The 22,634-nt window shown below is 42.5% G+C and carries 19 protein-coding genes; 5 read left to right on the top strand and 14 right to left on the bottom strand.

What is annotated here, in order from left to right:
* Position 1: 1 nt before the first annotated feature.
* The 14 genes from pseG to M4S28_RS02245 all read right to left on the bottom strand — a co-directional run bounded on the left by pseG (position 2) and on the right by M4S28_RS02245 (position 17,516).
* The gene (gene pseG, locus M4S28_RS02310; protein WP_349631992.1) at positions 2-1,450 is read right to left on the bottom strand and encodes a UDP-2,4-diacetamido-2,4,6-trideoxy-beta-L-altropyranose hydrolase; all 1,449 of its coding nucleotides are present in this window, start codon (positions 1,448-1,450) and stop codon (positions 2-4) included.
* A gap of 67 nt (positions 1,451-1,517) precedes the next feature.
* Positions 1,518-2,216, bottom strand: a complete 699-nt coding sequence (gene pseF / locus M4S28_RS02305; protein ID WP_102383281.1) for a pseudaminic acid cytidylyltransferase — start codon at positions 2,214-2,216, stop codon at positions 1,518-1,520.
* On the bottom strand, positions 2,216-3,391 hold the full coding sequence (pseC, locus tag M4S28_RS02300) for a UDP-4-amino-4,6-dideoxy-N-acetyl-beta-L-altrosamine transaminase (protein WP_249632245.1): 1,176 nt from the start codon (positions 3,389-3,391) through the stop codon (positions 2,216-2,218). The genes pseF and pseC overlap by 1 nt, the downstream gene beginning before the upstream one ends.
* Positions 3,388-4,401, bottom strand: coding sequence for a UDP-N-acetylglucosamine 4,6-dehydratase (inverting) (pseB, locus tag M4S28_RS02295; protein ID WP_102383283.1), 1,014 nt, complete (start codon positions 4,399-4,401; stop codon positions 3,388-3,390). Before pseB ends, pseC begins: the two co-directional genes overlap by 4 nt.
* A gap of 227 nt (positions 4,402-4,628) precedes the next feature.
* Positions 4,629-5,915, bottom strand: coding sequence for a lipopolysaccharide biosynthesis protein (locus M4S28_RS02290; protein ID WP_102383284.1), 1,287 nt, complete (start codon positions 5,913-5,915; stop codon positions 4,629-4,631).
* 45 nt (positions 5,916-5,960) lie between these two features.
* Positions 5,961-6,992 (bottom strand): NAD-dependent epimerase/dehydratase family protein, encoded by a 1,032-nt coding sequence (locus M4S28_RS02285; RefSeq protein ID WP_249632244.1) that lies wholly within the window; start codon positions 6,990-6,992, stop codon positions 5,961-5,963.
* Positions 6,993-7,058: 66 nt separating this feature from the next.
* Positions 7,059-8,339, bottom strand: a complete 1,281-nt coding sequence (gene tviB / locus M4S28_RS02280; RefSeq protein ID WP_102383286.1) for a Vi polysaccharide biosynthesis UDP-N-acetylglucosamine C-6 dehydrogenase TviB — start codon at positions 8,337-8,339, stop codon at positions 7,059-7,061.
* Between the two features lie 158 nt (positions 8,340-8,497).
* Positions 8,498-10,669 (bottom strand): polysaccharide biosynthesis tyrosine autokinase, encoded by a 2,172-nt coding sequence (locus M4S28_RS02275; RefSeq protein WP_249632243.1) that lies wholly within the window; start codon positions 10,667-10,669, stop codon positions 8,498-8,500.
* A gap of 155 nt (positions 10,670-10,824) precedes the next feature.
* The gene (locus M4S28_RS02270; RefSeq protein WP_102383288.1) at positions 10,825-11,265 is read right to left on the bottom strand and encodes a low molecular weight protein-tyrosine-phosphatase; all 441 of its coding nucleotides are present in this window, start codon (positions 11,263-11,265) and stop codon (positions 10,825-10,827) included.
* 82 nt (positions 11,266-11,347) lie between these two features.
* Positions 11,348-12,481: a polysaccharide export protein gene (locus M4S28_RS02265; protein ID WP_102383289.1), complete on the bottom strand. Its 1,134-nt coding sequence runs from the start codon at positions 12,479-12,481 to the stop codon at positions 11,348-11,350.
* Between the two features lie 705 nt (positions 12,482-13,186).
* Positions 13,187-15,454 carry a YjbH domain-containing protein gene (locus M4S28_RS02260; protein ID WP_102383290.1) on the bottom strand — a complete coding sequence of 756 codons (2,268 nt, stop codon included), beginning with the start codon at positions 15,452-15,454 and terminating at the stop codon, positions 13,187-13,189.
* Positions 15,454-16,419: a capsule biosynthesis GfcC family protein gene (locus tag M4S28_RS02255; RefSeq protein WP_249632242.1), complete on the bottom strand. Its 966-nt coding sequence runs from the start codon at positions 16,417-16,419 to the stop codon at positions 15,454-15,456. Before M4S28_RS02255 ends, M4S28_RS02260 begins: the two co-directional genes overlap by 1 nt.
* 21 nt (positions 16,420-16,440) lie before the next feature.
* A complete protein-coding gene (locus M4S28_RS02250; RefSeq protein WP_102383292.1) occupies positions 16,441-17,145 on the bottom strand; it encodes a YjbF family lipoprotein in 705 nt (234 codons plus the stop codon).
* 119 nt (positions 17,146-17,264) lie between these two features.
* Entirely contained in the window at positions 17,265-17,516 is a 252-nt protein-coding gene (locus M4S28_RS02245) for a hypothetical protein (protein WP_102383293.1), read from the bottom strand.
* Between the two features lie 262 nt (positions 17,517-17,778).
* Here M4S28_RS02245 and M4S28_RS02240 point away from each other — a divergent pair, with 262 nt between their 5' ends.
* From M4S28_RS02240 to M4S28_RS02220, 5 genes are all read left to right on the top strand, one after another.
* A complete protein-coding gene (locus tag M4S28_RS02240) occupies positions 17,779-18,213 on the top strand; it encodes a rhodanese-like domain-containing protein (protein ID WP_145570106.1) in 435 nt (144 codons plus the stop codon).
* Between the two features lie 123 nt (positions 18,214-18,336).
* Positions 18,337-18,813: a protein-export chaperone SecB gene (secB, locus tag M4S28_RS02235; RefSeq protein WP_004733234.1), complete on the top strand. Its 477-nt coding sequence runs from the start codon at positions 18,337-18,339 to the stop codon at positions 18,811-18,813.
* A 265-nt stretch (positions 18,814-19,078) separates the two neighbouring features.
* Positions 19,079-20,161, top strand: a complete 1,083-nt coding sequence (gene gpsA / locus M4S28_RS02230; RefSeq protein ID WP_249632241.1) for an NAD(P)H-dependent glycerol-3-phosphate dehydrogenase — start codon at positions 19,079-19,081, stop codon at positions 20,159-20,161.
* A 173-nt stretch (positions 20,162-20,334) separates the two neighbouring features.
* Entirely contained in the window at positions 20,335-21,156 is an 822-nt protein-coding gene (gene cysE / locus M4S28_RS02225) for a serine O-acetyltransferase (protein WP_009847961.1), read from the top strand.
* A 104-nt stretch (positions 21,157-21,260) separates the two neighbouring features.
* Entirely contained in the window at positions 21,261-22,412 is a 1,152-nt protein-coding gene (locus M4S28_RS02220) for a murein hydrolase activator EnvC family protein (protein ID WP_249632240.1), read from the top strand.
* The last annotated feature ends 222 nt before the right edge of the window (positions 22,413-22,634 follow it).

The raw sequence follows: 22,634 nt of genomic DNA, 5'->3' as shown, positions 1-22,634 counted from the left end.
CTCAATAAATAGGTTGTCGAACGTAAGTCTCATCATCGACTTGTTGGTAACCTGCTCTTTGGAATAATCGTTGAGAAGCACAGTTTGCTTTCAAAACCGTTGCATGCAAAGTAACGTCAGGGTGTATCGCATCAACCATTTCAAGAGCCTGCGATGCAACGCCTTGACCATAACTCCCAGGTTCAACAAAGATAGACACAAGGTAATGTCCGACCTTTATTCTGTCTAAGCGCACAACGCCCAACTTACGATGGCCCAAGCGATTCGTTACCATATAAAAATAATCAGACGTTTCGGTAAGTTTTTTTGACATCCAAGCTTGATGTTCTGCCCAAGAGGGAGGCGCAGACTTTAATGCATACTTTCTCGTGCTCGGGCTACACTGCCACTCATAAACTAGCTTGATGTCGTCTTGCGAAGCCAATACTAACGACAAAGCCGTCTTATCCAATGTGAGTAACTCATTAATGGTGAGCGCGACTCTGCGAACACCACGGCCATCACATAATGCTAAATTGGCTTGTTTCATCTCATGCCAACACTCCATCAATTCAGTGTAAGCACTCACTAGTCTGGTGGAGATACCTTCAACTTCCACCTTAATGGTAGCCTGGCAATCAATTAACTGCTGACTAATCAACTTCTGATTGTCCGCCAGAGGAACAATTAAGTTTGGTAACCCCAAACAAGCTCTCTCCCAGCTGGTTGTGCCAGGAGCACCGATCGCAACATCGTGCTCCAACATTAAACTCGCCATGTCGGAGACAAAGTCCAGATGAGTAATAGAGGGTTGTTCAGCACACCAATGTGCAACCTCGTTATAATGAGGGGCTCGTGGAGAAAGCAGAACGGTAAAATTGGCATGAACGTAAGGCACTAAAGACTCTAGCACCTTGAGAGTAGCATTGGGAGCGTCAACTCCTCCCATCGATATCAATACCTTTGGGGGCTCCGAAGTAAGCTTTCGGGATAATGCCAATTCGCGCTTCTTAGCAAAAGCAGGTTGCAGCATAGCATATTCACTTCCTGCCAACACGACTGAAGCACTTCCACGATAATCAGACTCGGCGCGCCCTAAAGTTTGATCAAGCACGACATCAGCACAGTGACCGCGGGCAAGGTCGTCAATGGCCAACAGTCGACAGTTCATTGTCTGCTTGACTGAGCGCTGCCATTTTTCATCGATTGCATAATGGTCAGTAACTACCAGATCCGCAGAGCCTACCGCCCCAACAAAGTCGCTTGCATCTTGATCAATGCTTTTTTGAAGCCAAGCTACATAATCGGCATCGTGTTGAGGAGCAACCACTTGTTGAGGAGCAGGGAGTGTGATAACACCAAACCCTCTTTGTTGAATAAACGACCGCATATCCCCTTCTAAAGGAGTGCATGCAAAGACGACGTCATACGCTTTTTGCTTCAACTGGTCAGCAAGTACTAAACACCGCATGACATGGCCACTTCCAATCAATAAGGAAGCATCTACTCGAAAAACAACTTTCATAGCAATTCTAACTTTATTTTTCAGTCAATTTAAAAGCAGAGTAAAGTGCTTCTGCCAGTTCCCAATCTTCTTGCGTATCAATATCTTGAACACGAGAGCGAGGTAGTTGCACCGCTTTAGAGTGAGGCGAGAAGATTGAAAGCTTGTTTAAGAAGGCATTTGTCTGCCCCCAATAAAACTGACCTGCATCATGATAAGCTTCCTCCAGATCTTGAGATCTGGTTTGTTCATGCTCTGGATCAAACATGGTAACCGAGTCATGCTCATCAAGTTTAATTGCGCGTTGGATTGGAAATGGGAAAGACGTCGCGCTAAACGCAAACTGCACCTGTTGGTCGTTTTCCAATAGGCGATATCCGCGTTGCAAATCACTCGGCAAAACAAAAGGCGCTGTCGCATACAAACAGCATACAGCTTCTACATACCACCCTTCGCTTTCACACCAACGAATGGCATGGGCCATCACGTCCATGGTGGTCGCATAGTCATCGGATATTTCAGCAGGACGTAAAAACGGTACTTCTGCACCGTACCCTTTCGCAACATTGGCTATTTCAACGTCATCAGTAGAAACAATGACCTTATCAAAACATCCCGATGCTGTTGCAGCTTCAATCGAATACGCAATCATAGGCTTGCCATGAAACGCCTTGATGTTCTTACGTGGGATCCGCTTACTGCCACCACGCGCAGGAATGATTGCAATTTTCATTAACGTCCCTGCAAGATATCTGTCAAAGTTTGGACTACCGTATCTTGCTGCTCTTTCGTCATACCATGGAACATCGGTAAAGAAATCGCCTCGCGGTAATATTGCTCTGACGCAGGAAAATCCCCATCAGCAAACCCCATATCTTGATAATAAGGCTGAGTATGAACCGGAATGTAATGAAGATTGACCCCAATACCTCGTTCACGCAGCGCATCAAACACTTGGTTATGCGTTAACTCAATCTCATCCAAACGCAAACGAATCACGAAAAGATGAAGCCCAGAATAGGTATCCGGTAGCTGATAAGGTAACACTAAAGGTAGGTCAGCGAGCTTTTCGTTATACCCATTAGCAAGTTTATGGCGAGCCATCACAAACTCATCAAGACGTTGCATTTGGCTTACACCTAGTGCCGCTTGAAGCTCCGTCATACGGTAGTTAAAGCCGAGGTCGACTTGCTGATAATACCAACCACCATGAGACCCCCCACGCATAAACTCAGGATCGCGAGTCACACCATGACTGCGCAATAGCGCCATCTTGTCAGCCAGCTCTTTACTATTTGTAAGAGCAGCACCACCTTCAGCAGTTGTCACGATTTTTACTGGGTGGAAACTAAACACCGTAATATCTGAATATTTGCAATTCCCAATTGGCTGGTCTTGATATCGGCCGCCAATCGCATGTGACGCATCTTCAATGACTTTAAAGCCATACTCTTTTGACAGCTTACCAATGGCAGCCATATCACAAGGTTGACCACATAAATGCACAGGGACAACGACCTTAGGAAGCTTATTCGCGGCTTTGGCCTCAATCAACTTCGCTTCAAGACGCTTTGGACACATATTGTACGTGTCTGGGTCTATGTCGACAAAATCAACTTTTGCGCCGCAATACAAACCACAGTTTGCTGATGCTACAAAGGTCACAGGTGAAGTCCATAGCCAATCGTCCTCACCAAGGCCTAAAGCCAGACAAGCGATATGAAGAGCTGATGTAGCACTGTTCACAGCTAAAGCGTAATTGGCACCAGTATGACCGATTAATGCTTGCTCAAAAGCTGGGACCTGAGGCCCCTGCGTTAAAAAATCTGATTTCAAAACATCCAAAACACTGTCGATGTCTTGCTGACTAATATCTTGTTTACCGTAAGGAATCACGACATTTCTCACAATGTAAAGTTTGGATCAACATGCTCTTTAATTAGCATACGCAGGCCTTCAATGGTTTCCCACTCGGTATTGGTGCCGGAGTTGTATTTAAAACCAAAAGGCACTTTCTCCGCTTTGTGGTGACCCATATATTCTTGTTCGCTATAAATAAGTGATACTGATGGCAAGATCGCATAATACCGACCTAAATCAATAGTATTCAACGAATCTGTGTCGGTAATCATCTCTTCATGCAACTTTTCACCAGGACGAATACCAACGACCTTTGTCGCGATGCCTGGCGCTACCGCTTCTGCTATGTCAAGGATTTTGTATGATGGGATCTTAGGGATAAAGATTTCACCACCGAGGTGGTTTTCCAACGCATACATAACCATGTTTACACCGTCTTGTAGAGAGATATTAAAGCGTGTCATCTCTTCATGAGTGATCGGCAAAAGACCCTCTTCTTTCTTTTTCATAAAGAATGGGATAACAGAACCACGAGAACCCATCACATTACCATAGCGAACAACACTGAAACGGATATCTTTAGAGCCCCTAATGTTATTAGCTGCAGCAAATAATTTATCCGATGCTAATTTAGTTGCACCATATAAATTAATAGGCGCACAGGCTTTGTCAGTAGAAAGAGCAACAACATCTTTTACTCCACACTGTAAAGCCGCATTGATTACATTTTCAGCACCATCGACATTAGTACGGATGCATTCAGTTGGGTTATATTCTGCAGTATCAACCTGTTTAATTGCAGCAGCGTGGATTATGACATCAACGCCTTCACAAGCTTGTATGAGACGGTTTTGGTCGCGAACATCACCGATAAAAAAACGAAGTTGAGGATAATCTTTACTAGGATACTGCAACTTTATTTCAGATTGCTTTAACTCATCACGAGAGTAAATGATTATTTTCTTAACATCATCATACTGCTCCAGAATACTTTTTATAAACTGCTTACCAAATGAACCAGTACCGCCAGTTATCAATACGCTCTTATTATTTAGCATGAAACACCTTTATATTTTAAAAAATCGTAATATCGTCTCAGAAAAACCACTAACTAGCCATATCTGGTAGCTACTTACCAAAATGTAAAAATAGTATGGCATTCTCATCTAGATACTTCATCAGCCTTTACTATTATATAACAAATACATATGCACTTCCATAATGACACGCCCTTGAAAGGTGTATCATTACAAATAAAACACAACACTAACCGCTATGATATTTCTCATCTTTTTATTATATTAACTTTAAAAAAAACAAACATAGAGTAATATTTACACCAAGGAAGCTTTATAATAAAAGACGATACAAAAAGAGCAGATAAAAACATAAATGCGTTACTAATTGCAAACGAAATCGCCCCTCCTATGATCCCCCACCGTAAAACCATATAGTAGGTTAATAATATAGACAGGGTTCCAGAAAACAAAGTAACCATGGATAACAAACCAGTTCTTCCAGTAAAGAAATATAAGCCTGCAATAGCATGATACATACCCGTGAATGCATTACCTATAACAAACCAAATAATTAGCTCATCAGCTGAATAAAATTCAGAGCCTACTATATAAGGAAGTAGAAACTTCAAAACAAAATATACTGGGAAAATCATCATAGAAAAAAACAAACATATAATATAAGTAGAACTTGTAATCATAAGGTATGCTAATTCAGTTTTCTCTTTTAACTTTTCGTACAACCAAGGTGAATAAACTTTTGAAAATGCATCAGATAATATAGCCATCACCATTGCTACTTGCAGACCTACCATATAAACCCCCACAGACTTATCACCTAAAATATTGGCAACAATAAGCCTATCCACCATTGAAATCGCAAATGCACCAACAGCATGAGGAAGTAAAGGCACTCCAAACCTTAAGATTTCCAATAAGTGTTTTTGTTTTATTCTAATAGTTAAATTACCATTAAGGTAAAGGTATAATAACGCGATAATAGAAAACAATGAAATGGATACTGAAATACCTAGGGTACGACTTTCCCAACTTTTCAATAAAAAGAACAAGAAGAAAACTGATAAAGTCGCGTTTAATAATGTTAATGATATCTTAAATAGTGCAAATTTAATTGCTTCTTTCTTAACTTGCCATAATGCCAATTTAATATTTACAATAAACTGTGACATTGCAGTAAAACAGGCTATTATCAACCAAGTTTTTGGTAATAGTGTATAGTCACTAACGAAGTCGACATTCCAAACTATAAATAAGACTAACAAACAACTAACAATAAGTATCAGCAGTGATGATGCTACATATTCAGACAGTTCCTCCTCAGATATTTGAAAATATTTCACACTTATTGCACCATGTACACTAAGCCCAATAAATGTTCCTAATATTGATACTGACAACGTAAACATCGTGACTAAACCATAATCTTCAGGAGTTAGAACTCTTGTCAATATCGGAAGAAGAAGAAATGGTATTGCCGCGTTAAATATATTTGTAAACAAATATATAAATCCGTTGCCAATTAGTTTTTTGCTCATAGTATGAACTTACAAGAGAATATCATTGAAGCACAACACAATTAATCACACCCCTTGCTTGAGTGTTTTGACATACCAAGACATCGCTTCTTTAATCCCATCGGTTATATTGTACTGTGGCTCATACCCTAATAAGACTTTAGCTTTTGATACATCAGCTTGCGAATGACGCACATCTCCAGCCCTAAACCCTTGATAGAAAGGGGATTTTTCAGTAGAAATACCATTATTGTTTAATTGAACTTTAATTTCTTCATATAAATCATTTAATGTAGTTCGATCTCCAACCGCGACGTTATATACATTATTTTTAGCAGCTTCATTGCAAGTCGCTGCTAATATATTAATTTGGACTGTATTAGCTATATAGCAAAAATCCCTACTCGTCTCACCATCCCCATTAATATATACATCTTCATCTTCAATAATTGAAGATGTCCATTTGGGGATGACCGCCGCATAAGCACCATTTGGAGTCTGTCTTTTACCGAAGACATTGAAGTAACGTAAGCCTACAGATTTAAAGCCATATGTTCTTGCATAAACCTCTGCATAAAGCTCATTTACAAGCTTAGTTACGGCATAAGGAGATAACGGCTTGCCTATGTTATCTTCAATCTTTGGCAAGGCAGGATGATCGCCATACGTAGAACTGCTAGCAGCATAAGTAAAGCTACTTACCTGCTCTTCTTTCGCCGCAGTCAACATATTGATAAAGCCAGAGATATTTGATGAATTCGTAGTAAGAGGATCAGCAATAGAACGAGGAACACTCCCTAATGCGGCTTGGTGCAACACGTAATCAACCCCCTTAACAGCTAATTGACAATCAGAATAACTGCGAATGTCTCCTTCGATAAAGGTGAATTGTTTCCATTGACTATCAGAAACAAGCCCTTGGACTTCATCCAGATTTTGTTGAAAGCCAGTTGCAAAGTTATCTAAACCTACTACTGTTTGATTAAGTTTTAAGAGTGTCTCTAACAAGTTTGATCCAATGAAGCCAGCAACGCCTGTTACTAGCCAAGTTTTGGGCTCAGCAAGCAGTTCACGCTTGATTTGTTCAAATTTAGTCATGATTTACCTGTAACTAGGTATCAGAACTCACATTATGTGATTTACCTGATACCTATTGAATTGTAATTATAAGCGCATATCTACATCTGATTTATCTAAGATGTATTTCAAGTCGTAGAGTACGTGAGTCTCTTTGCCTAAGCTGTGAATAGCTTCCGCACCTAGGTTTTTGAACTCGTTATGCCCTACAGCCATAATAATTGCGTCGTACTGGCCTTTCGCTGGTTCATTGGTCAAACACAAACCGTATTCAGATTGAGCCTCTGCATTTGAGCACCATGGATCTGTTATATCAACATTAATGTTATAGTCTTTTAGCTCAGAGACAATATCAACAACCTTAGTATTACGCAAATCTGGGCAATTTTCTTTGAAAGTAAGGCCCATCACTAACACATTAGCCCCCTCAACATGAATTCTTTTTTTCAGCATACTTTTTACCAATTCTGAAACAACATATTTAGCCATGTTGTCATTCAAACGACGCCCGGCAAGTATCATTTCAGGGTGGTATCCGACAGCTTGAGCCTTGTGTGTTAGATAATATGGATCAACACCAATACAGTGACCGCCAACTAAGCCAGGACGGAACGGTAAGAAGTTCCATTTTGTCCCTGCAGCTTCTAGAACTTCTAAGGTATCAATCCCTAACTTACCAAAAATGATAGATAGCTCATTGATAAGAGCAATGTTCACATCTCGCTGAGTGTTTTCAATCACTTTAGCGGCTTCAGCTACTTTGATGCTTGACGCTTTATGCGTACCAGCCTCTATGATTGACTTGTACAACAAGTCAACAAAGTCTGCTACTTCTTCATTCGAGCCACTAGTCACCTTGAGGATATTTGTAACACGATGCTCTTTATCTCCAGGATTGATACGCTCTGGAGAATATCCCGCAAAAAAATCTTTGTTAAAGGCTAAACCTGAAGCAGCTTCTACAACAGGAATACAAGTTTCTTCAGTCGCACCAGGATAAACCGTTGACTCATAAACAATCACATCACCTTTATCTATAACTGCCCCAAGCGCTTCAGACGCTTTTATTAATGGAGTTAAATCAGGCTGTTTATGCTCATCAATCGGAGTTGGAACTGTAACAATAAACACATTACAGTGTTGTAGGTCATCGATAGAGGATGTATAAGTTAAGTTTCTAGACTCCGCTAGTTCTTGCTCGCTACACTCTAGAGTACTATCACTCCCCAAAGATAGCTCTTGAATCCGAGTTTCGTTTATATCGAAGCCTACCGTTGCAAATTTCTTTCCAAACTCTACAGCAAGTGGAAGCCCAACATAACCTAAACCAATGATTGCAATTCTTGCATTTTCTACTGACAAATTCATAAGTCATTAAACCTAATTATTAATAATCTTTTGACCGATACGTCTTTCATAAAGCTTTTATAGCCTGTACGTTCACTTCACTAGGACATAACATAATCCGCTGTACAATACTCTACTTTCTAGCATGCTGTCACCCAGTAGTAAGAGTCGGTACAGTTCTATTTGTTATCGCTTGAATACGCATAGTTGTAATAACCATAACCATAAGAACTTGAAGCTTTCTTTTCAACGGCATTAAAAATAACACCTTTCACTTCAATACCTGACTGCTCAAAGCGGTTACGAGCAACTTCTATTTCTTTAGTAGTGTTTAGAGCAAAACGAGCTACCATTAATGTAGTACCTGCAAAAGCACCAACAATACTGGGGTCAGTTACTGCTAGTACAGGTGGGGTGTCGACAATAATCAGGTCATATTCACTCGATGCCCACTCCATCAATTCAGCAAAGCGTGTATGCATCAGTAACTCTGATGGGTTAGGGGGCACTTGACCGCGAGTGATTATATCAAGATTTTCTACTGCCGTTTTTTTTATTGATTCAGGAAAGCCTAACTTGCCACTTAAAACATCAGAAAGCCCATTTTTCCAGCCAATACCAAAACTTTGTTGTAAATAACCTTTACGCATATCAGCGTCAATCAGAAGAACCTTTTGACCCGTTTTAGCAGCAACAGCCGCAAAATTAGTTGAAACGAAAGATTTACCGATACCAGGTGCTGGACCAGAAATCATCAATATATTATTTTTCGCTTCAAGCATCGCAAAATGTAAGCTAGTACGAAGTGAACGTAATGCTTCTACAGAAAGATCCGCAGGATTAGACTCAGCAAGCAGTGCTTGAGTCCCTTGAAAAGTTTTTTTCTTCGACTGGAAACGGTTAGTTAATTCGAGCTGTAAATCAGATTTTGGGACAACGGCGTAAACAGGAAGGCCAATTCGTTCAATATCTTCCGCTCGCTCTATACCACGATGCAATAAAGATCTAATGAATACAAAAATGATGCTGCTAAAACAGCCCAAAAAAGTGGCAATTAATACTATCACAGGTTTCTTCGGTTTAACTGCACTAGCATACACTTGAGCATCGTCTAAAATTCTGACATTTCCAACCGTGCCGGCTTTAACAATGCTCAATTCTTGAACTTTATTTAACAGTTGGATATAAATCTGTTGACTAACTTCGACATCTCGAGTCATACGCAGTACTTCACGCTGGGTTTTTGGTAGCTTTTGTACTTGCTTGTTTAAACGTTCTTTTTCATTCAACAGTGTTTTACGTTTATCAAGCAGGGATTTATACGCTGGATGATCTTTCGTAAATCGTTGGCTAATCTCGCTTTCTTTAAAGGTAAGCTCATTTAGCTGCGCTTCAAGCTCTACCATTACTTTTAAAGTAGATTGTGCTTCTAAGCCTAAGTCAATAGATTCATTTTCTTGACGGTAATTGTTCAGCGAGTCTTCGTAGCCTGTTAGTTCATGCTTAATACCTGGAAGATGGCTTTCTAAGAATGATAGGCTCTTCTCTGCTTCCGCTGAATTACGCTTCACATTTTGTAAGAAGTAGATCTGGCTAATGTGGTTAAGTATTTCAGAAATCTGTTGTTTGTTTTCACCTTCAAAGCTCAACTTCAAAATACCAGTTTGCTTACCTTGCTCTGATAGAGACAAGGAAGATTTCAACCATTCGATCGCTTCTAGTCGGCTGCGTTGACCAATCGAGAATTCAAAACCGTTATGGGATTCAAAACCTGCTACAAATAAGCTGTAGTCATCGGAGGTTGCTAGTTCACCCACTTTACCTTTCAAGATAACGCGCTCATCGTCACGTACCAATTGGTAAGTGCCTTGTTCGGCATCGACGATCTGAATCGTGTGTGCATATACGCTCGCATAGCTTGGCAAGGTAAAACGGCTCACCACAATGTGGTTGATGTCGCCAATTAAGCGAGCAAACCCTTTGCCGACAATAGGTGCATAATTCGGTGCGGTTACGGTGGTCAAATTAAATTTATCAACCGTTTCGCCCAAGATCATACGCGATTTGATGATCTCAACTTCCGTCGTCGCAGAAGATTCCTGAGAAAACAACTCCCCCATGTCACCGACCATCGATGAAATGCCGCCAGAGCTCTTCTCTTCAATTTGGATCAGAGCATCGGCTTTGTATATCGGTGTTGAAAGCAGGGCAAACGCAATACCAAACACAGCAAAAGCAAATGTGGTGAGCATGATTAGCCATTTAGCATCTAATAATATGCCAAGCAGTTTTCCTAAATCTATCTCATCAGAGTTATCTGTGTGTGATTGCTGAGATGGTTTTGTTGTCATCAGATTACTACTTCCTAAATTATTGCTATTTAAGAGACGATATATACGCTCCGCGTATTTCTCTTTTATATGATTCTGTTGGTGGCTTAGCCACGCCTACATTTAGAGCATGACATTTAAAAAGCTGTCTATTTAAATCTACTGTATTCTAAAACCTACAGTTTTTTTACCCAAGCTTGCGCAGCTTCGTCAATCAGCTTATAAGCATATTCAAACGCTTCACGGCTTTGACGGTGCGGATCTGGAATGTCTTTCTGGCCAATCCACTGACCAAACAGCATGGTTTTACCACGCGCTTCCGGTGATATTTGAGTGAGCGCCTCCATATGGCCCTTCTCCATCACCAATATCAAATCATACTGGGCACAAAGCTGTGGTGTAACTTGTTGCGACTGATGATTTTCAACATCGATTCCATTTTCAGCGGCAATTAAAATCGCCGTGTCGTCTGCTGGTTTACCGATTAAACGACTTTTCTCGGTAGCAATGCCGGCAGAGGCCACTTCTTTGTAGGGAAGCAATTTTTGTAAAACTCGCTCTCCAGTCGGGGAACGACAAATGTTACCTACACAGACCACTAAAATTTTATTAAACATAATTGTCTCTAATTGTATTGGGTCTACAGGCATAAAAATCAGGTTACATGCAACATGCAACCTGATTATCAATATGATCTAATTACCAATTACGAACGCGCAACATGCCTTCGGTTAGGTCGTTGAAACCAGAAATGGTCGGTACAAGCTGACCTATGACACGGTTCCAACGGCTGATTGGCGCAGCGGTAACGTAAACAATGTCGTAAGGTTTTAAATCAAACTCGGTACCGATGACTAAGGCTGAGGCGTCTTCCATATTGAGTTGGTAGATATCAGCCATGCGTTCGGATTTATCATCAGAAGTGCGAATCACAAACACACCGGTCGCATCTGCAGTCAGTTGGTTTATGCCACCTACGTTGCTGAGCGCTTCGGTTAGGCTCATCCCCACCCTATCAATCTTCAATAGTTGTGGGTCATTCACTTCACCCATCACGAACACTTTCTGGTTGTCGTTACGAGGTACGTGAACAATGTCACCGGCTTGCAATAAGCGGTTTTGGGTTAGGTCACCACGTTGCATCAAGCCGTAAAGTGAAAGGTTCTCTTCTACACCATTTCGGGTTAATGAAACATTACGCCAATCAGCATCTTCTGAAAGGCCGCCAGAACGGTTCACGGCATCCAATAAGGTTAAAGGAATATTGGTGATGGCTTGCTGGCCAGGGTTTGACACCTCACCAGTAATGTAGGTTTTCTTAGAGCGAAAAGCGGCGACGTTAACATCAACCTGAGGGCTTTCGATGTACTTCGCTAAGCGACTAGCAATATCAGCACGCACTTCACGAACGGTTTTTCCTGCTACTTCTACAGTACCAATGTATGGGTAGAAGATAGTGCCGTCTGCATGAACCCAGTTACCCGCTTCAGTACTACTACGGTAAGAGCCCGCAGGAATCGTCAGTTCAGGGTGATCCCAAATGGTGATATTTAGGATATCACCGACACCCACTTGGTATTCATACTTTGCAATATCAATATCTAATGTCGGGTTAGCTTGGGAAACCGATAAAAATTCATTTCGGTAACTCGATACTGATTGAGCGGTCAGTGGGTAAAGGTTAACCACATCAGAGATATCAGATTCTTGTTGTTCCTCTGAAGGATGAATCACATTCTTGTTGCCAGTAGAAAGGTGGGTTCCTGGCGTTGTACACCCTGCAAGTAATGCAGGAAGGAGCGCTAAAAGGAGACGATTTTTATTAATCTTCATGTTAACCAAGTCATAGAAACGGAATGTGTCGTGATATCCCAAAGGACACCCAAAGAAGTTAGAGAAATAATTTTATCAGCTACGAAGTATTTAGGAGAGTTAAGGAGAGCTATTACCGTGACCTCGCTCCCACTTAATATCAAAGATAGAAACGCTACCGCCCCTTGATATTCCGCGACATCACACTGCGTAGTTATGTTGCTCCTATCAGGATAAGGGTTGATTAGGAGTATTTTGTATAAAATGTAGCAAAAAAGTATACTTGCACACAGTTAGTTTAATCCGTAAGCATTATCCACAAATTGTGGTTATTATCAACCTAGTTGAATGGTTTAAGGTTAAAGAGCTTAAGAGTTTAAGAGCAGATACGGGATGCGGGTAAACGAAGAGCTAAAAGCAGGTAAAGCCGTAACGGGATGCTTTTAGCTCCTCCCCTTTATCGCTGTTGTTGCTTGGCAGACAATACCAAAATAAGGGGAGGCTGGGAGGGGTTGGTAACAACTAGGTTAACATCCCCCTCTAACTCCCCCTTTGATGAACATCAACGTTCATAAACGAACGGCGTTCAAGGGGAAGAACCAAAAACTAGACCCAATTAATATCACGAGCTCTTAAGCTATTCGTTACTCGATTACCCGAATCTCGTTGCTGCCCTTTCCCTACTCTTCGTATCCCGCTTACTCGTTACCCGCATCTGCTTTCGATCTACTTAACGCTACTTGGTCTTTGGAACCAAGGTGAGCGAGCATCGGTTTTATCGAACAAGTTGTATTGCTTATTCAGCACTTGCCCGCCATCACGCGTGATCGGTAACCAGGTGAAACCCGCACGGCTTGAGCTTGGTTTTACGGTGACTAAATCAAACGGAATCGATACGTAGAAGCCTTTGGTGTAGCTACCTTCACCGTATTCTTCGGTTGTCATGTCGGTTAGGCTGACAAACGCGCCGGCAATCACGCCACTCTTGAACTGCTTAGAGAAGTCGACACGTGTACCGATATCACCCGCCAGGAATTTACCCACACCCACTTTAAGCAAGGTATCGCTCAAGAAATCCCATTGTGGGGTGTAGTAACCAGTAATAAAGCCAGTGGTGCCTTTATCAATCACTTTGTACGTTCGGCTGCTGTCGTCTGGGTTGACTTGGATCTCTTCATCAAACGTACCGAACCAGCTTTCTGGATCGCGCTGGCTTATTGCGGTCATGTCTGCGCCAATCGCCCAGTTTTGGTTGAATGGACGATAAAGGATTTCGCCCCCCACACCCGCGAACATGCTCTCAAGGTAACCACCGTAAGCTTGGGTGTAGACACCGCTGCCGTAATCTTCAAACCACGTCAGTTGTAAACGGTCTAAACGAACCGGATCATCAACATAAGACCGGAACAAGGTTCTTACTCTTGGCGTTTGGTCAGTGCCGTCTGATGGGATTTCGTAATTAAACTTGTCATAGTTGTCGACTAAGTTAACGTAAAGAGAGCCCGACAGTTCGACATTGTTTAACGCCCAGAACGAAGCATTGGTGTATAAACCCAAACTGTATAAGTAGAAGTTTTCGGCTGAACCGAACGATTGAGCTAGGTTTGGTGAAATCGACACATCGAATCGTTCACGCCCATCATGATAAATCACGGATTTCTTACGCTCTAAATCGTGAGTATCCGTTGCGTCACTGGTTTGAGCATTGAGATAACTATTGTTAGCTGTCGCTTTGAACACTTGGGCATCTACCGTTGTCTCGGTGAGTTCCAATGATTTGTCGTTTTCAATGATTTTGTAGGTGTCGATGTAACTCGGTACCGCGTTGGCAATCACTGTCGCACCGCGCTCAAGGGCGATGTCTCTGTCTCGGTATTTAACCTGAGTACCCTTGACCACAATACTGTTATCGTCGACTAAGATTTGAGCTTGTTCATAGCCAGCGATCGTTTCAAGCTCTTCCGCAAGGGCCGCCATGTCAATATCGTCAACCGTCTCGACACCGCTTGGGCGCAATTCTGCGGTTTCGGTATCTCGCCACACAGAATACATTTCATTGAAGTTAGTCGAGAGATCAAAGCCAAAGGTTAAAGTATCGCCTCGCTCATAGCTGACTTTCGCTGAACCCCAATCAGTGAAACGGTACACAGCACCCACGTTCCATGGCGTGTGCTGTGTCATGTCGACACCACCACGTACTACTGGGAAATCTTGAGAGTAATCGTTGCCATCATATTCAAGCTTTAAGGTTAGCGGCTTATAAGGAGTTTGATACTCAAAACCACCATAAATAGCCGCATCGCCTTTAAACCAACGCTCAAAATCGACACTTCCGCCATTACCTTTGGTGTCAGATGGACGTTCACAATATTTGTCACTGGCTTTGCACAATGGGTTAGTGAAGTTACCACTGGTGCCCATGTATCCCCAAGCCATGCCCAAAGTAAAATCAACAGGGCCAAAGCGCTTAGTGGCCGCGACAAATTCGCCATCAAACAAGCCTGTACCACCGAAATCACGTACGCCTACCGACACTTCCGGTAAGTAATATCCTTCTTCGATTAAACGCAGTTTAAAGTCGATGCCTTTATCTGTGTATTTGGTACAGCCACTGAATGAGTTTTGTGAGCAGTCTTGGTCTGCGCCTCCGCTATAAAGCAGATCTTGTACTTGTGTATAACGAATGGTGGTTTCAAGCCAAGGCATCACCTGCAGGCTTACGTTATAAAAGTAGTATTCGTTATTAAACGAAGCACTAAAGTTGAACTCACCTTCTGGTGCCATTCGGCCTGTTGGCATTTGCATTAGGCCAACACCACCAAAGTTCATTTGCGACGTTCTGTATTCTGTGTCGTCGAATGATGATTTCTCTGCTCTTATCGAAGAGGAATCAATGGCTGTTTCGGCAAAAACCGACACACTACTGGTCATTAACAAGGCGCAGGTGACCGATGTGCACACTGCCGATAGAGGGAATGATTTCTGTTTCAACATTACAGGCCAACCTTATGACGTAACAAATCGACGATATCTTGGTTCAACGTTGAGTATTCCGATGGCAAAGAGTAAAACGTCATAAATACGATGGCACCTGGTGCTAGGTAAACCGGCTGTTCGTTCCAGTAAGCGTATTGAATGGTTTGTACCACGCCATCTGGCTGAACAACATAAGCCACGCTTTTATCTGCTGATTCACCCATAAAACCGTTCGGTAATGCATCGAGATAATCATTCAAGGTTCCATGCTCAATAAGATTCATTGTTACCGACTCTTTCATTGCTCCCATCAAATGAATGGAAGTTGGTCGTTGTGGTAAGTACAAAGAAAAGGCTTGAGTTTGGCTAGTCGATGCTCTTTTGATAGCAGCAGACGACGGCTTGTTAGTATTAGAGCTTGAAACAAGTAACGGGTTCTTATCTGATTGCGAGATAACCGCATTGCGGTCTAACTCAATAAAAACTCGATTGAGATACTGGAAAGAAGCTAATTGTTGCTTTACTAATTTTGCTTCTGGTTCTTCTACAGAGAAAGCATCAAGTTGGTTAAATACATTGCGCTTTTTGGCTTCGATAGCTTTATTAGATTTGTTAGCTTCAGTATTGGTTTTATCAAACAGTTGAGCAGAAAGGGGGAAGTAACCAATACTGCCGCTAGCATTTTCGTTAGAGCTAGCATTCGCGTTAAAGCTAGCGTTCGCGTCGTCTAACACCTGAAGCAATCGAACGTTAGCTTTATACTCAAGCGTCACACCTTGAAGAGGAAGCTCAATTGTAGTTTTAACCGAAGGCGTAACAACGTTAGATGCCGCAGAAACGTAGCTAAAAGTACACAGAGATAACAACGCACTCAACGTCAACAGAGCTCTCATCGTTAACGTAGATCTCACCGTTAATAGAGCTCTCACCAATGGCAACCGACGCCCCGTCATTTTTGATGCGTGACTAATATAATTCATCATTTTAGTTCATAACCCTGTTCGTTAATTGCTTTGATAATGCTTAAGGACGGTTAACTCAAGCCTTGTCATATCAGGACCTAAATACTGTATGGTTTTGACCACTTTGCCTTTACTGTCGACCCAATACTCGTTGGTTATCTCTTGCTCTAACATTGGGAAGTTAATTTTTTCTTGGAACTTCTTAGTATCGATAGACGCTAACGGTGTTTCTACCGTTTGATTCCCTGCATACGTTCGGGTGATATTTGCTTTATAGCCAAATCGATAGTTAGGTTGCCAGTCGTAAACCGCTTGCCACTTTTGGGCGCCGGGGTTAACTGACACATCAAACGCAGAAGAAGAATCTGGTGACGAGCTGTTTGCAGAAGAGAATGCACCCAACGGTTGGAATGCTAAGCCAGAAAGGTTTTCATAAGGAAGCAATAGCGTTTGTACGATGCGTCCATTTTCAGTGACGATCATCGCTTTGTCAGAAGACATCCACTTTAACTGCTCTGCACCCGTTTGAGGGTTTTCACCTACGTAAGCCAAAACCATGAAGATTTTGCCTTGATCGTTTACTTCCGCATAAATACTGGAATAAGGTAAGTTTTGAATGTATTCCTTGGATAGCTCAACATCGGAGCTTCCAAAAAAGGCTTCATCAAAAGTGGAATTAACGTCTTGAAACTGCTGAGAACAACCAGCAAGAAAAAGACCAAGAGATATGATTAGAGGTTTAAGCATGGCGAGTTCTGCTTCCTAGCAATCTGGTTGCTGCTGTCCAATATGGAAATTAATCAATTAGATATAAAAAAACCACTTTATGCTTTCACATAAAATGGTTTTAAACGCCTACTCAAAAATTATCGAGTAGTTGTTGTAGTTGTTGCACCGCTTTCGTTAGAAGCAACCGCTACAGCTGCTGCTGCCGCTACTGCTGCTGTCGCTACTGCAACTGTTGTTGCTGTGCCAGCTGCTGCTGCAGATGCACCAGCGCCTGCTGCTGCGCCTGAGCTTGCGCCAGTACCAGTGCCAGCTGCCGCTGTAGTTTCAGCTGCAAACGCAGCACCTGAGAAGCTAACTGCTAATGCAGCTGCTAGAGCCATCTTTTTCATAATGATTTCCATTGATATAAACGTTTATATTTAGAGGATGATTTTCACACCCTCAATCAGTTGCTCAGCTTAAACAACTGATTGATCATGATAGATAATAACCACAATCAAGTAAATGAGTAAATCATAAGCAATACCTTATAAATCCTTCTTGAGATAACGCTTTTTGCGCCACAGCGCCCTTCCTCTGTATTCTCCTATCCTTTCTCGCTATACTCCTGACCTATAGTTTTTCGCCCAATAACGAATAAGAGTTCAAGATATGCAAGAGTTAGTTCCATTTGTTCAAGAGAATATGATTTTAGCCATCGTATGGATCGGCTTGATTGTTGCCATCATTGCGAACGTTATCAAAACATCAAACGCTGCCTACAAAGAGATCACGGCAGCACAAACCACACATCTGATTAACCGTGAAAACGGCGTTGTGGTGGATATTCGTACAAAGGATGAATTCAAAAAAGGCCACATTACTGACGCACTTCACATTTTGCCGTCAGATATCAAAGCAAATAGCTTTGGTAGCCTTGAAAGTCATAAAGCAGACCCAATCATCGTAGTATGCAAGACAGGTCAGACAGCTCAAGAAAGCGCTAACCTACTGGTTAAAGCAGGCTTCGAAAACGTAAGCGTACTGAAAAGTGGCTTAGTGGCTTGGAGCGAAGCTAACCTTCCTTTGGTTAAAGGAAAGAAGTAGTTAAAGGCAATAAACCATTAACGACAAGCAGTTAGCTGATCTGATTACACGAATATGACTTTAAGGCTCTGTTCGATAAATACAATGAACAGAGTCTAATTTAAAATTTTTAAGGACAAGAAAATGGCTGAAGCAGCACAACAAGACGCACAACAAAACTTCGCAATCCAACGTATCTTCCTAAAAGACGTCTCTTTCGAAGCGCCAAACTCTCCAGACATGTTTCAAAAAGAGTGGAACCCAGATGTAAAACTGGACCTAGACACTCAAAGCCGTGAGCTTGGCGAAGGCGTTTACGAAGTTATCCTACGTCTAACGGTTACGGTTAAGAACGCAGAAGACACTGCATTCCTTTGTGAAGTTCAACAAGGCGGCATCTTCTCAGCAAGCGAAATGGAAGCTGGCCAACTAGCACATTGCCTAGGTGCATTCTGCCCGAACATCCTGTTCCCTTACGCTCGTGAAACGATTTCTAGCCTAGTGGTTAAAGGTACGTTCCCACAACTAAACCTAGCACCAGTAAACTTTGATGCATTGTTCATGAACTACCTACAAAACCAAGCTCAACAAGCAGAACAAACTGAAGGCGAGCAAGCTTAGGTTTTCAAATAGAGCTTAAGTTTCGAAATAGAACTACTCTGACTAATGCTCAAATCGCTTATTTTTAAGAAGCTGGGCTTTTATTAGATAGCTAGTTTTCGTTAAATAGTTAGCTTTTAAATGCACATCGCAGCTTCTGCGATGTGCATTTTTTATTTACACTGTACTTTGATAGAGATATTTTTTCTTAGTAGAGCTCTTTCCCTTCTTAGTAAAGAGTTTCTCCCGAACTCTTCGATTTCCCTCATTATTTTTAGGTGGAAGCATGACAGAAACAACTCGCCCGACTCACGCGAAAGCCGCTTACGGTAAAGATAGCGCTTACGGTAAAGACAGCGCTTACGGTAAAGACATCGCCATGACAGTGATAGGCGCAGGTTCTTATGGGACATCTTTAGCGATCTCTCTAGCGCGTAACGGTGCCAATGTTGTTCTTTGGGGACATGACCCTGTTCATATGGCTCGCCTTGAATCTGAGCGTGCGAACAATGAGTTTCTACCAAATATCGCTTTCCCAGACAGCTTAATTATTGAGTCAGATATAGAAAAAGCCGTGACTTCAAGTCGAGACCTTTTGGTTGTCGTTCCAAGCCACGTGTTTGGTCTCGTTTTAAATAGCCTTAAGCCTCACTTAACAGAGAACTCTCGCATCTGTTGGGCGACCAAAGGCCTAGAGCCAGAAACAGGCCGCCTACTTAAAGATGTCGCGCACGATGTGCTTGGTGATGGCTACTCGCTTGCCGTTCTTTCAGGTCCTACTTTTGCCAAAGAGTTAGCGATGGGTATGCCAACGGCTATCTCTGTCGCTTCACCTGATGAAGTTTTCTTAGAAGAGCTGCAAGAAAAAATCCACTGCGGTAAAACATTCCGCGTGTACGCAAACTCAGATTTCATTGGTATGCAACTTGGCGGCGCGGTTAAAAATGTTATCGCAATTGGCGCAGGCATGTCGGATGGTATTGGCTTTGGTGCTAATGCACGTACCGCACTTATCACTCGCGGTTTAGCTGAGATGAGCCGCTTAGGTGCTGCTCTTGGTGCGCAACCAGAAACCTTCATGGGTATGGCAGGATTAGGTGACTTAGTACTAACCTGTACTGATAACCAATCACGTAACCGTCGCTTTGGTTTGGCACTTGGCGCTGGCAAAGACGTCGATACCGCACAAGAAGAAATTGGCCAAGTCGTTGAAGGTTATCGCAACACCAAAGAAGTTTGGTTATTATCAGAACGCATGGGCGTTGAGATGCCAATTGTTGAACAAATTTATCAAGTGTTGTATCAAGGGAAAGATGCACACCTGGCGGCGCAAGACTTACTTGCTCGAGATAAAAAATCAGAAAGATAATAAGAGCAGATACGAGATTCGAGTAAACGAGATGCGAAAAGAGTAAAAGCAGATTGAGCGCTTAAAGAAGGCTGCTTTTCGTTACTCGCATCTCGCTACTCTAATCTGTTCTTGTCGCTCTTCGCATCTCTCATCTCGCTACACGTATCTGGTTTAAAAGAATGGATGGTAAAATGAAACACTGTGAACAACAAAAAGTTTGGCAATGCATTGTGAAGGAAGCTCGACAGCAGTCGGAGCAAGAACCTATGCTTGCGAGTTTTTATCATGCCACGATCATCAACCATGAAAGTTTAGGCGCAGCCCTTAGCTATATCCTAGCAAACAAGCTAAAGACGGCTTCAATGCCAGCAATGGCAGTACGTGAAGTGGTTGAACAAGCATTTAAGCAGGACCAATCGATTATTGATGCTGCCGCTTGTGATATCTGCGCGACGGTAAATCGAGATCCTGCGGTCGAGATGTACTCGATGCCTCTGCTTTATCTGAAAGGCTACCACGCTCTGCAAGGCTACCGAGTGGCTAACTGGTTGTGGAAGCAAGGCCGTATCGCACTTGCCACTTACCTACAAAACCAAATTTCTGTTGCATGCCAAGTGGATATTCACCCGGCAGCTCGTATCGGTAAAGCGATCATGCTCGACCACGCGACAGGCATTGTAATTGGTGAAACAGCCGTCGTTGAAAATGATGTATCTATCCTTCAAGACGTGACCCTTGGTGGTACAGGTAAAGAAGGTGGCGATCGTCACCCTAAAATCCGAGAAGGTGTAATGATCGGTGCCGGTGCTAAAATACTTGGCAACATCGAGGTCGGTGAAGGCGCGAAGATTGGCTCTTGCTCTGTGGTTCTTCAGGCAGTTCCACCTCATACGACAGTCGCTGGTGTTCCTGCAAAAATTGTTGGAAAGCCGAAAACTGACAAGCCGTCTTTGGATATGGATCAGGGGTTTAACGGTCGCTCTCAGAACTTCATCCATGGTGATGGGATTTAAGAGCAGATACGGGATGCGAGTAACCGAGATGCGAAGAGCTTAAAAGCAGATGTGGATTCGATTAAGCGAAATTCGAAAAATTAAGAGCAGATGAATACAACTAAATGACGATAATGATGAAAAAAATTCGAGCCATTAGCCGGACTCTTCTGATATCTACCAGCCTTTGCGCTGCTCTGTTATCTACATCGTCATTTTCCGCCTCTCAGGGGGAACTGAAAGGCGTATCGAGCGAAATATCTCGCCAACAAAAAAACCTTTCCTCACAGCAGAAAAAACTCGATAGCCTACAGGCAAACCTCAAGAAACAAGAGCTGTCGATTGTGTCGCTTGAAAAGGCGATTCTAGACAGTAAAAAGCAACTCAATACGGCCAATGCAAATCTTTCCAACTTAGACACCAAGATTAAAGCGCTTACGGCTCAGAAAAAAATCCATACCGACAAGTTAGAACAACTGATTCAGACTTACTACATGACAAGTCGAGCTAAAGCGTCTTCTCACATCCTCAACACAGGTGTGGAAGAAGATCGTATCAGTCACTACTACCAACACCTTGCCAAAGCGCGCTCCGCAACAATCAAAACGATTGAACAGACGCAACTAGAATTAGAAGAGAGCCATAAGCAGCGTCAACTTGAGCAAGAACAGATAGCAACATTGTTAAAACAGCAAACCACCAAGCGCGACAAGCTATCTAAGACTCAAACGCAGCGTAAGAAAACGGTTGGCAGCATCAAGAAAAACATCTCGGGTGACAAGAATTACTTGGCAGAGCTTCAGCGAAATGAAACTCGTCTTAAAGCTGAAATAGCGAAAGCGGAGAAAGCGGCTCGCGAGAGACGTAATGCAATCCCTATGGATGGGTTAGCCAAACGTAAAGGCAAACTGCCTTGGCCAATCAAAGACAAAGTTCTGCATAACTACGGCTCACGCCAAACGGGTCAAATAAACTGGAAAGGCATGGTGATCAACGCCAAGTACGGTCAGCAGGTTAAGTCTGTTTACTCAGGCACGGTGGTTTTTGCAGAGTATCTACGTGGTTATGGATTAGTGGTGCTACTTGACCACGGTAAAGGCGATATGACGCTCTATGGCTTTAACCAAGCACTTTTAAAGAAAGAAGGTGACAAAGTTAAAGCGGGCGAAGCCATCGCGCTTGCTGGTGACACTGGCGGCCAAACGCGCCCATCATTGTACTTTGAAATTCGCAGAAACAGCCAAGCTCAGAACCCGAAAAATTGGTTGGTTAGGTAAGAGCAGATGAGGGATGCGAGTAACCGAGATACGAAAAGCTTAAAAGCAGATGTTGAATGTTCCAGATACAGAAGGGTTAAAGTAGGTACGAGGAAAAGGTACTAATAGTCTAGAGCAACCCCAAATAGTTGAGAGGCCTTGAACTAGTCACTTACAAAACCTCGTCATTCCAGAATTGAGGAACGAAATATCTGGAATCTCAGTCTCATATATGATTTGTCA

Source organism: Vibrio sp. J383, from assembly GCF_023503985.1.
In the GTDB taxonomy this organism is placed as follows: domain Bacteria; phylum Pseudomonadota; class Gammaproteobacteria; order Enterobacterales; family Vibrionaceae; genus Vibrio; species Vibrio splendidus.
Note: the sequence above shows the minus strand (reverse complement) of the source record. Positions and strands in the feature narration are given on the sequence as shown.

What these genes read in the sequence shown, in the direction of transcription:
- gpsA (WP_249632241.1), top strand. Translation starts at nt 19,079, where the DNA reads ATGACAGAAACAACTCGCCCGACTCACGCGAAAGCCGCTTACGGTAAA.
- secB (WP_004733234.1), top strand. Translation starts at nt 18,337, where the DNA reads ATGGCTGAAGCAGCACAACAAGACGCACAACAAAACTTCGCAATCCAA.
- M4S28_RS02260 (WP_102383290.1), bottom strand. Translation starts at nt 15,454, where the DNA reads ATGTTGAAACAGAAATCATTCCCTCTATCGGCAGTGTGCACATCGGTC.
- M4S28_RS02265 (WP_102383289.1), bottom strand. Translation starts at nt 12,481, where the DNA reads ATGAAGATTAATAAAAATCGTCTCCTTTTAGCGCTCCTTCCTGCATTA.
- M4S28_RS02240 (WP_145570106.1), top strand. Translation starts at nt 17,779, where the DNA reads ATGCAAGAGTTAGTTCCATTTGTTCAAGAGAATATGATTTTAGCCATC.
- pseG (WP_349631992.1), bottom strand. Translation starts at nt 1,450, where the DNA reads ATGCGGTGTTTAGTACTTGCTGACCAGTTGAAGCAAAAAGCGTATGAC.
- pseB (WP_102383283.1), bottom strand. Translation starts at nt 4,401, where the DNA reads ATGCTAAATAATAAGAGCGTATTGATAACTGGCGGTACTGGTTCATTT.
- pseF (WP_102383281.1), bottom strand. Translation starts at nt 2,216, where the DNA reads ATGAAAATTGCAATCATTCCTGCGCGTGGTGGCAGTAAGCGGATCCCA.
- M4S28_RS02220 (WP_249632240.1), top strand. Translation starts at nt 21,261, where the DNA reads ATGACGATAATGATGAAAAAAATTCGAGCCATTAGCCGGACTCTTCTG.
- cysE (WP_009847961.1), top strand. Translation starts at nt 20,335, where the DNA reads ATGAAACACTGTGAACAACAAAAAGTTTGGCAATGCATTGTGAAGGAA.
- M4S28_RS02245 (WP_102383293.1), bottom strand. Translation starts at nt 17,516, where the DNA reads ATGAAAAAGATGGCTCTAGCAGCTGCATTAGCAGTTAGCTTCTCAGGT.
- M4S28_RS02285 (WP_249632244.1), bottom strand. Translation starts at nt 6,992, where the DNA reads ATGACTAAATTTGAACAAATCAAGCGTGAACTGCTTGCTGAGCCCAAA.
- M4S28_RS02275 (WP_249632243.1), bottom strand. Translation starts at nt 10,669, where the DNA reads ATGACAACAAAACCATCTCAGCAATCACACACAGATAACTCTGATGAG.
- tviB (WP_102383286.1), bottom strand. Translation starts at nt 8,339, where the DNA reads ATGAATTTGTCAGTAGAAAATGCAAGAATTGCAATCATTGGTTTAGGT.
- M4S28_RS02255 (WP_249632242.1), bottom strand. Translation starts at nt 16,419, where the DNA reads ATGATGAATTATATTAGTCACGCATCAAAAATGACGGGGCGTCGGTTG.
- M4S28_RS02250 (WP_102383292.1), bottom strand. Translation starts at nt 17,145, where the DNA reads ATGCTTAAACCTCTAATCATATCTCTTGGTCTTTTTCTTGCTGGTTGT.
- M4S28_RS02270 (WP_102383288.1), bottom strand. Translation starts at nt 11,265, where the DNA reads ATGTTTAATAAAATTTTAGTGGTCTGTGTAGGTAACATTTGTCGTTCC.
- M4S28_RS02290 (WP_102383284.1), bottom strand. Translation starts at nt 5,915, where the DNA reads ATGAGCAAAAAACTAATTGGCAACGGATTTATATATTTGTTTACAAAT.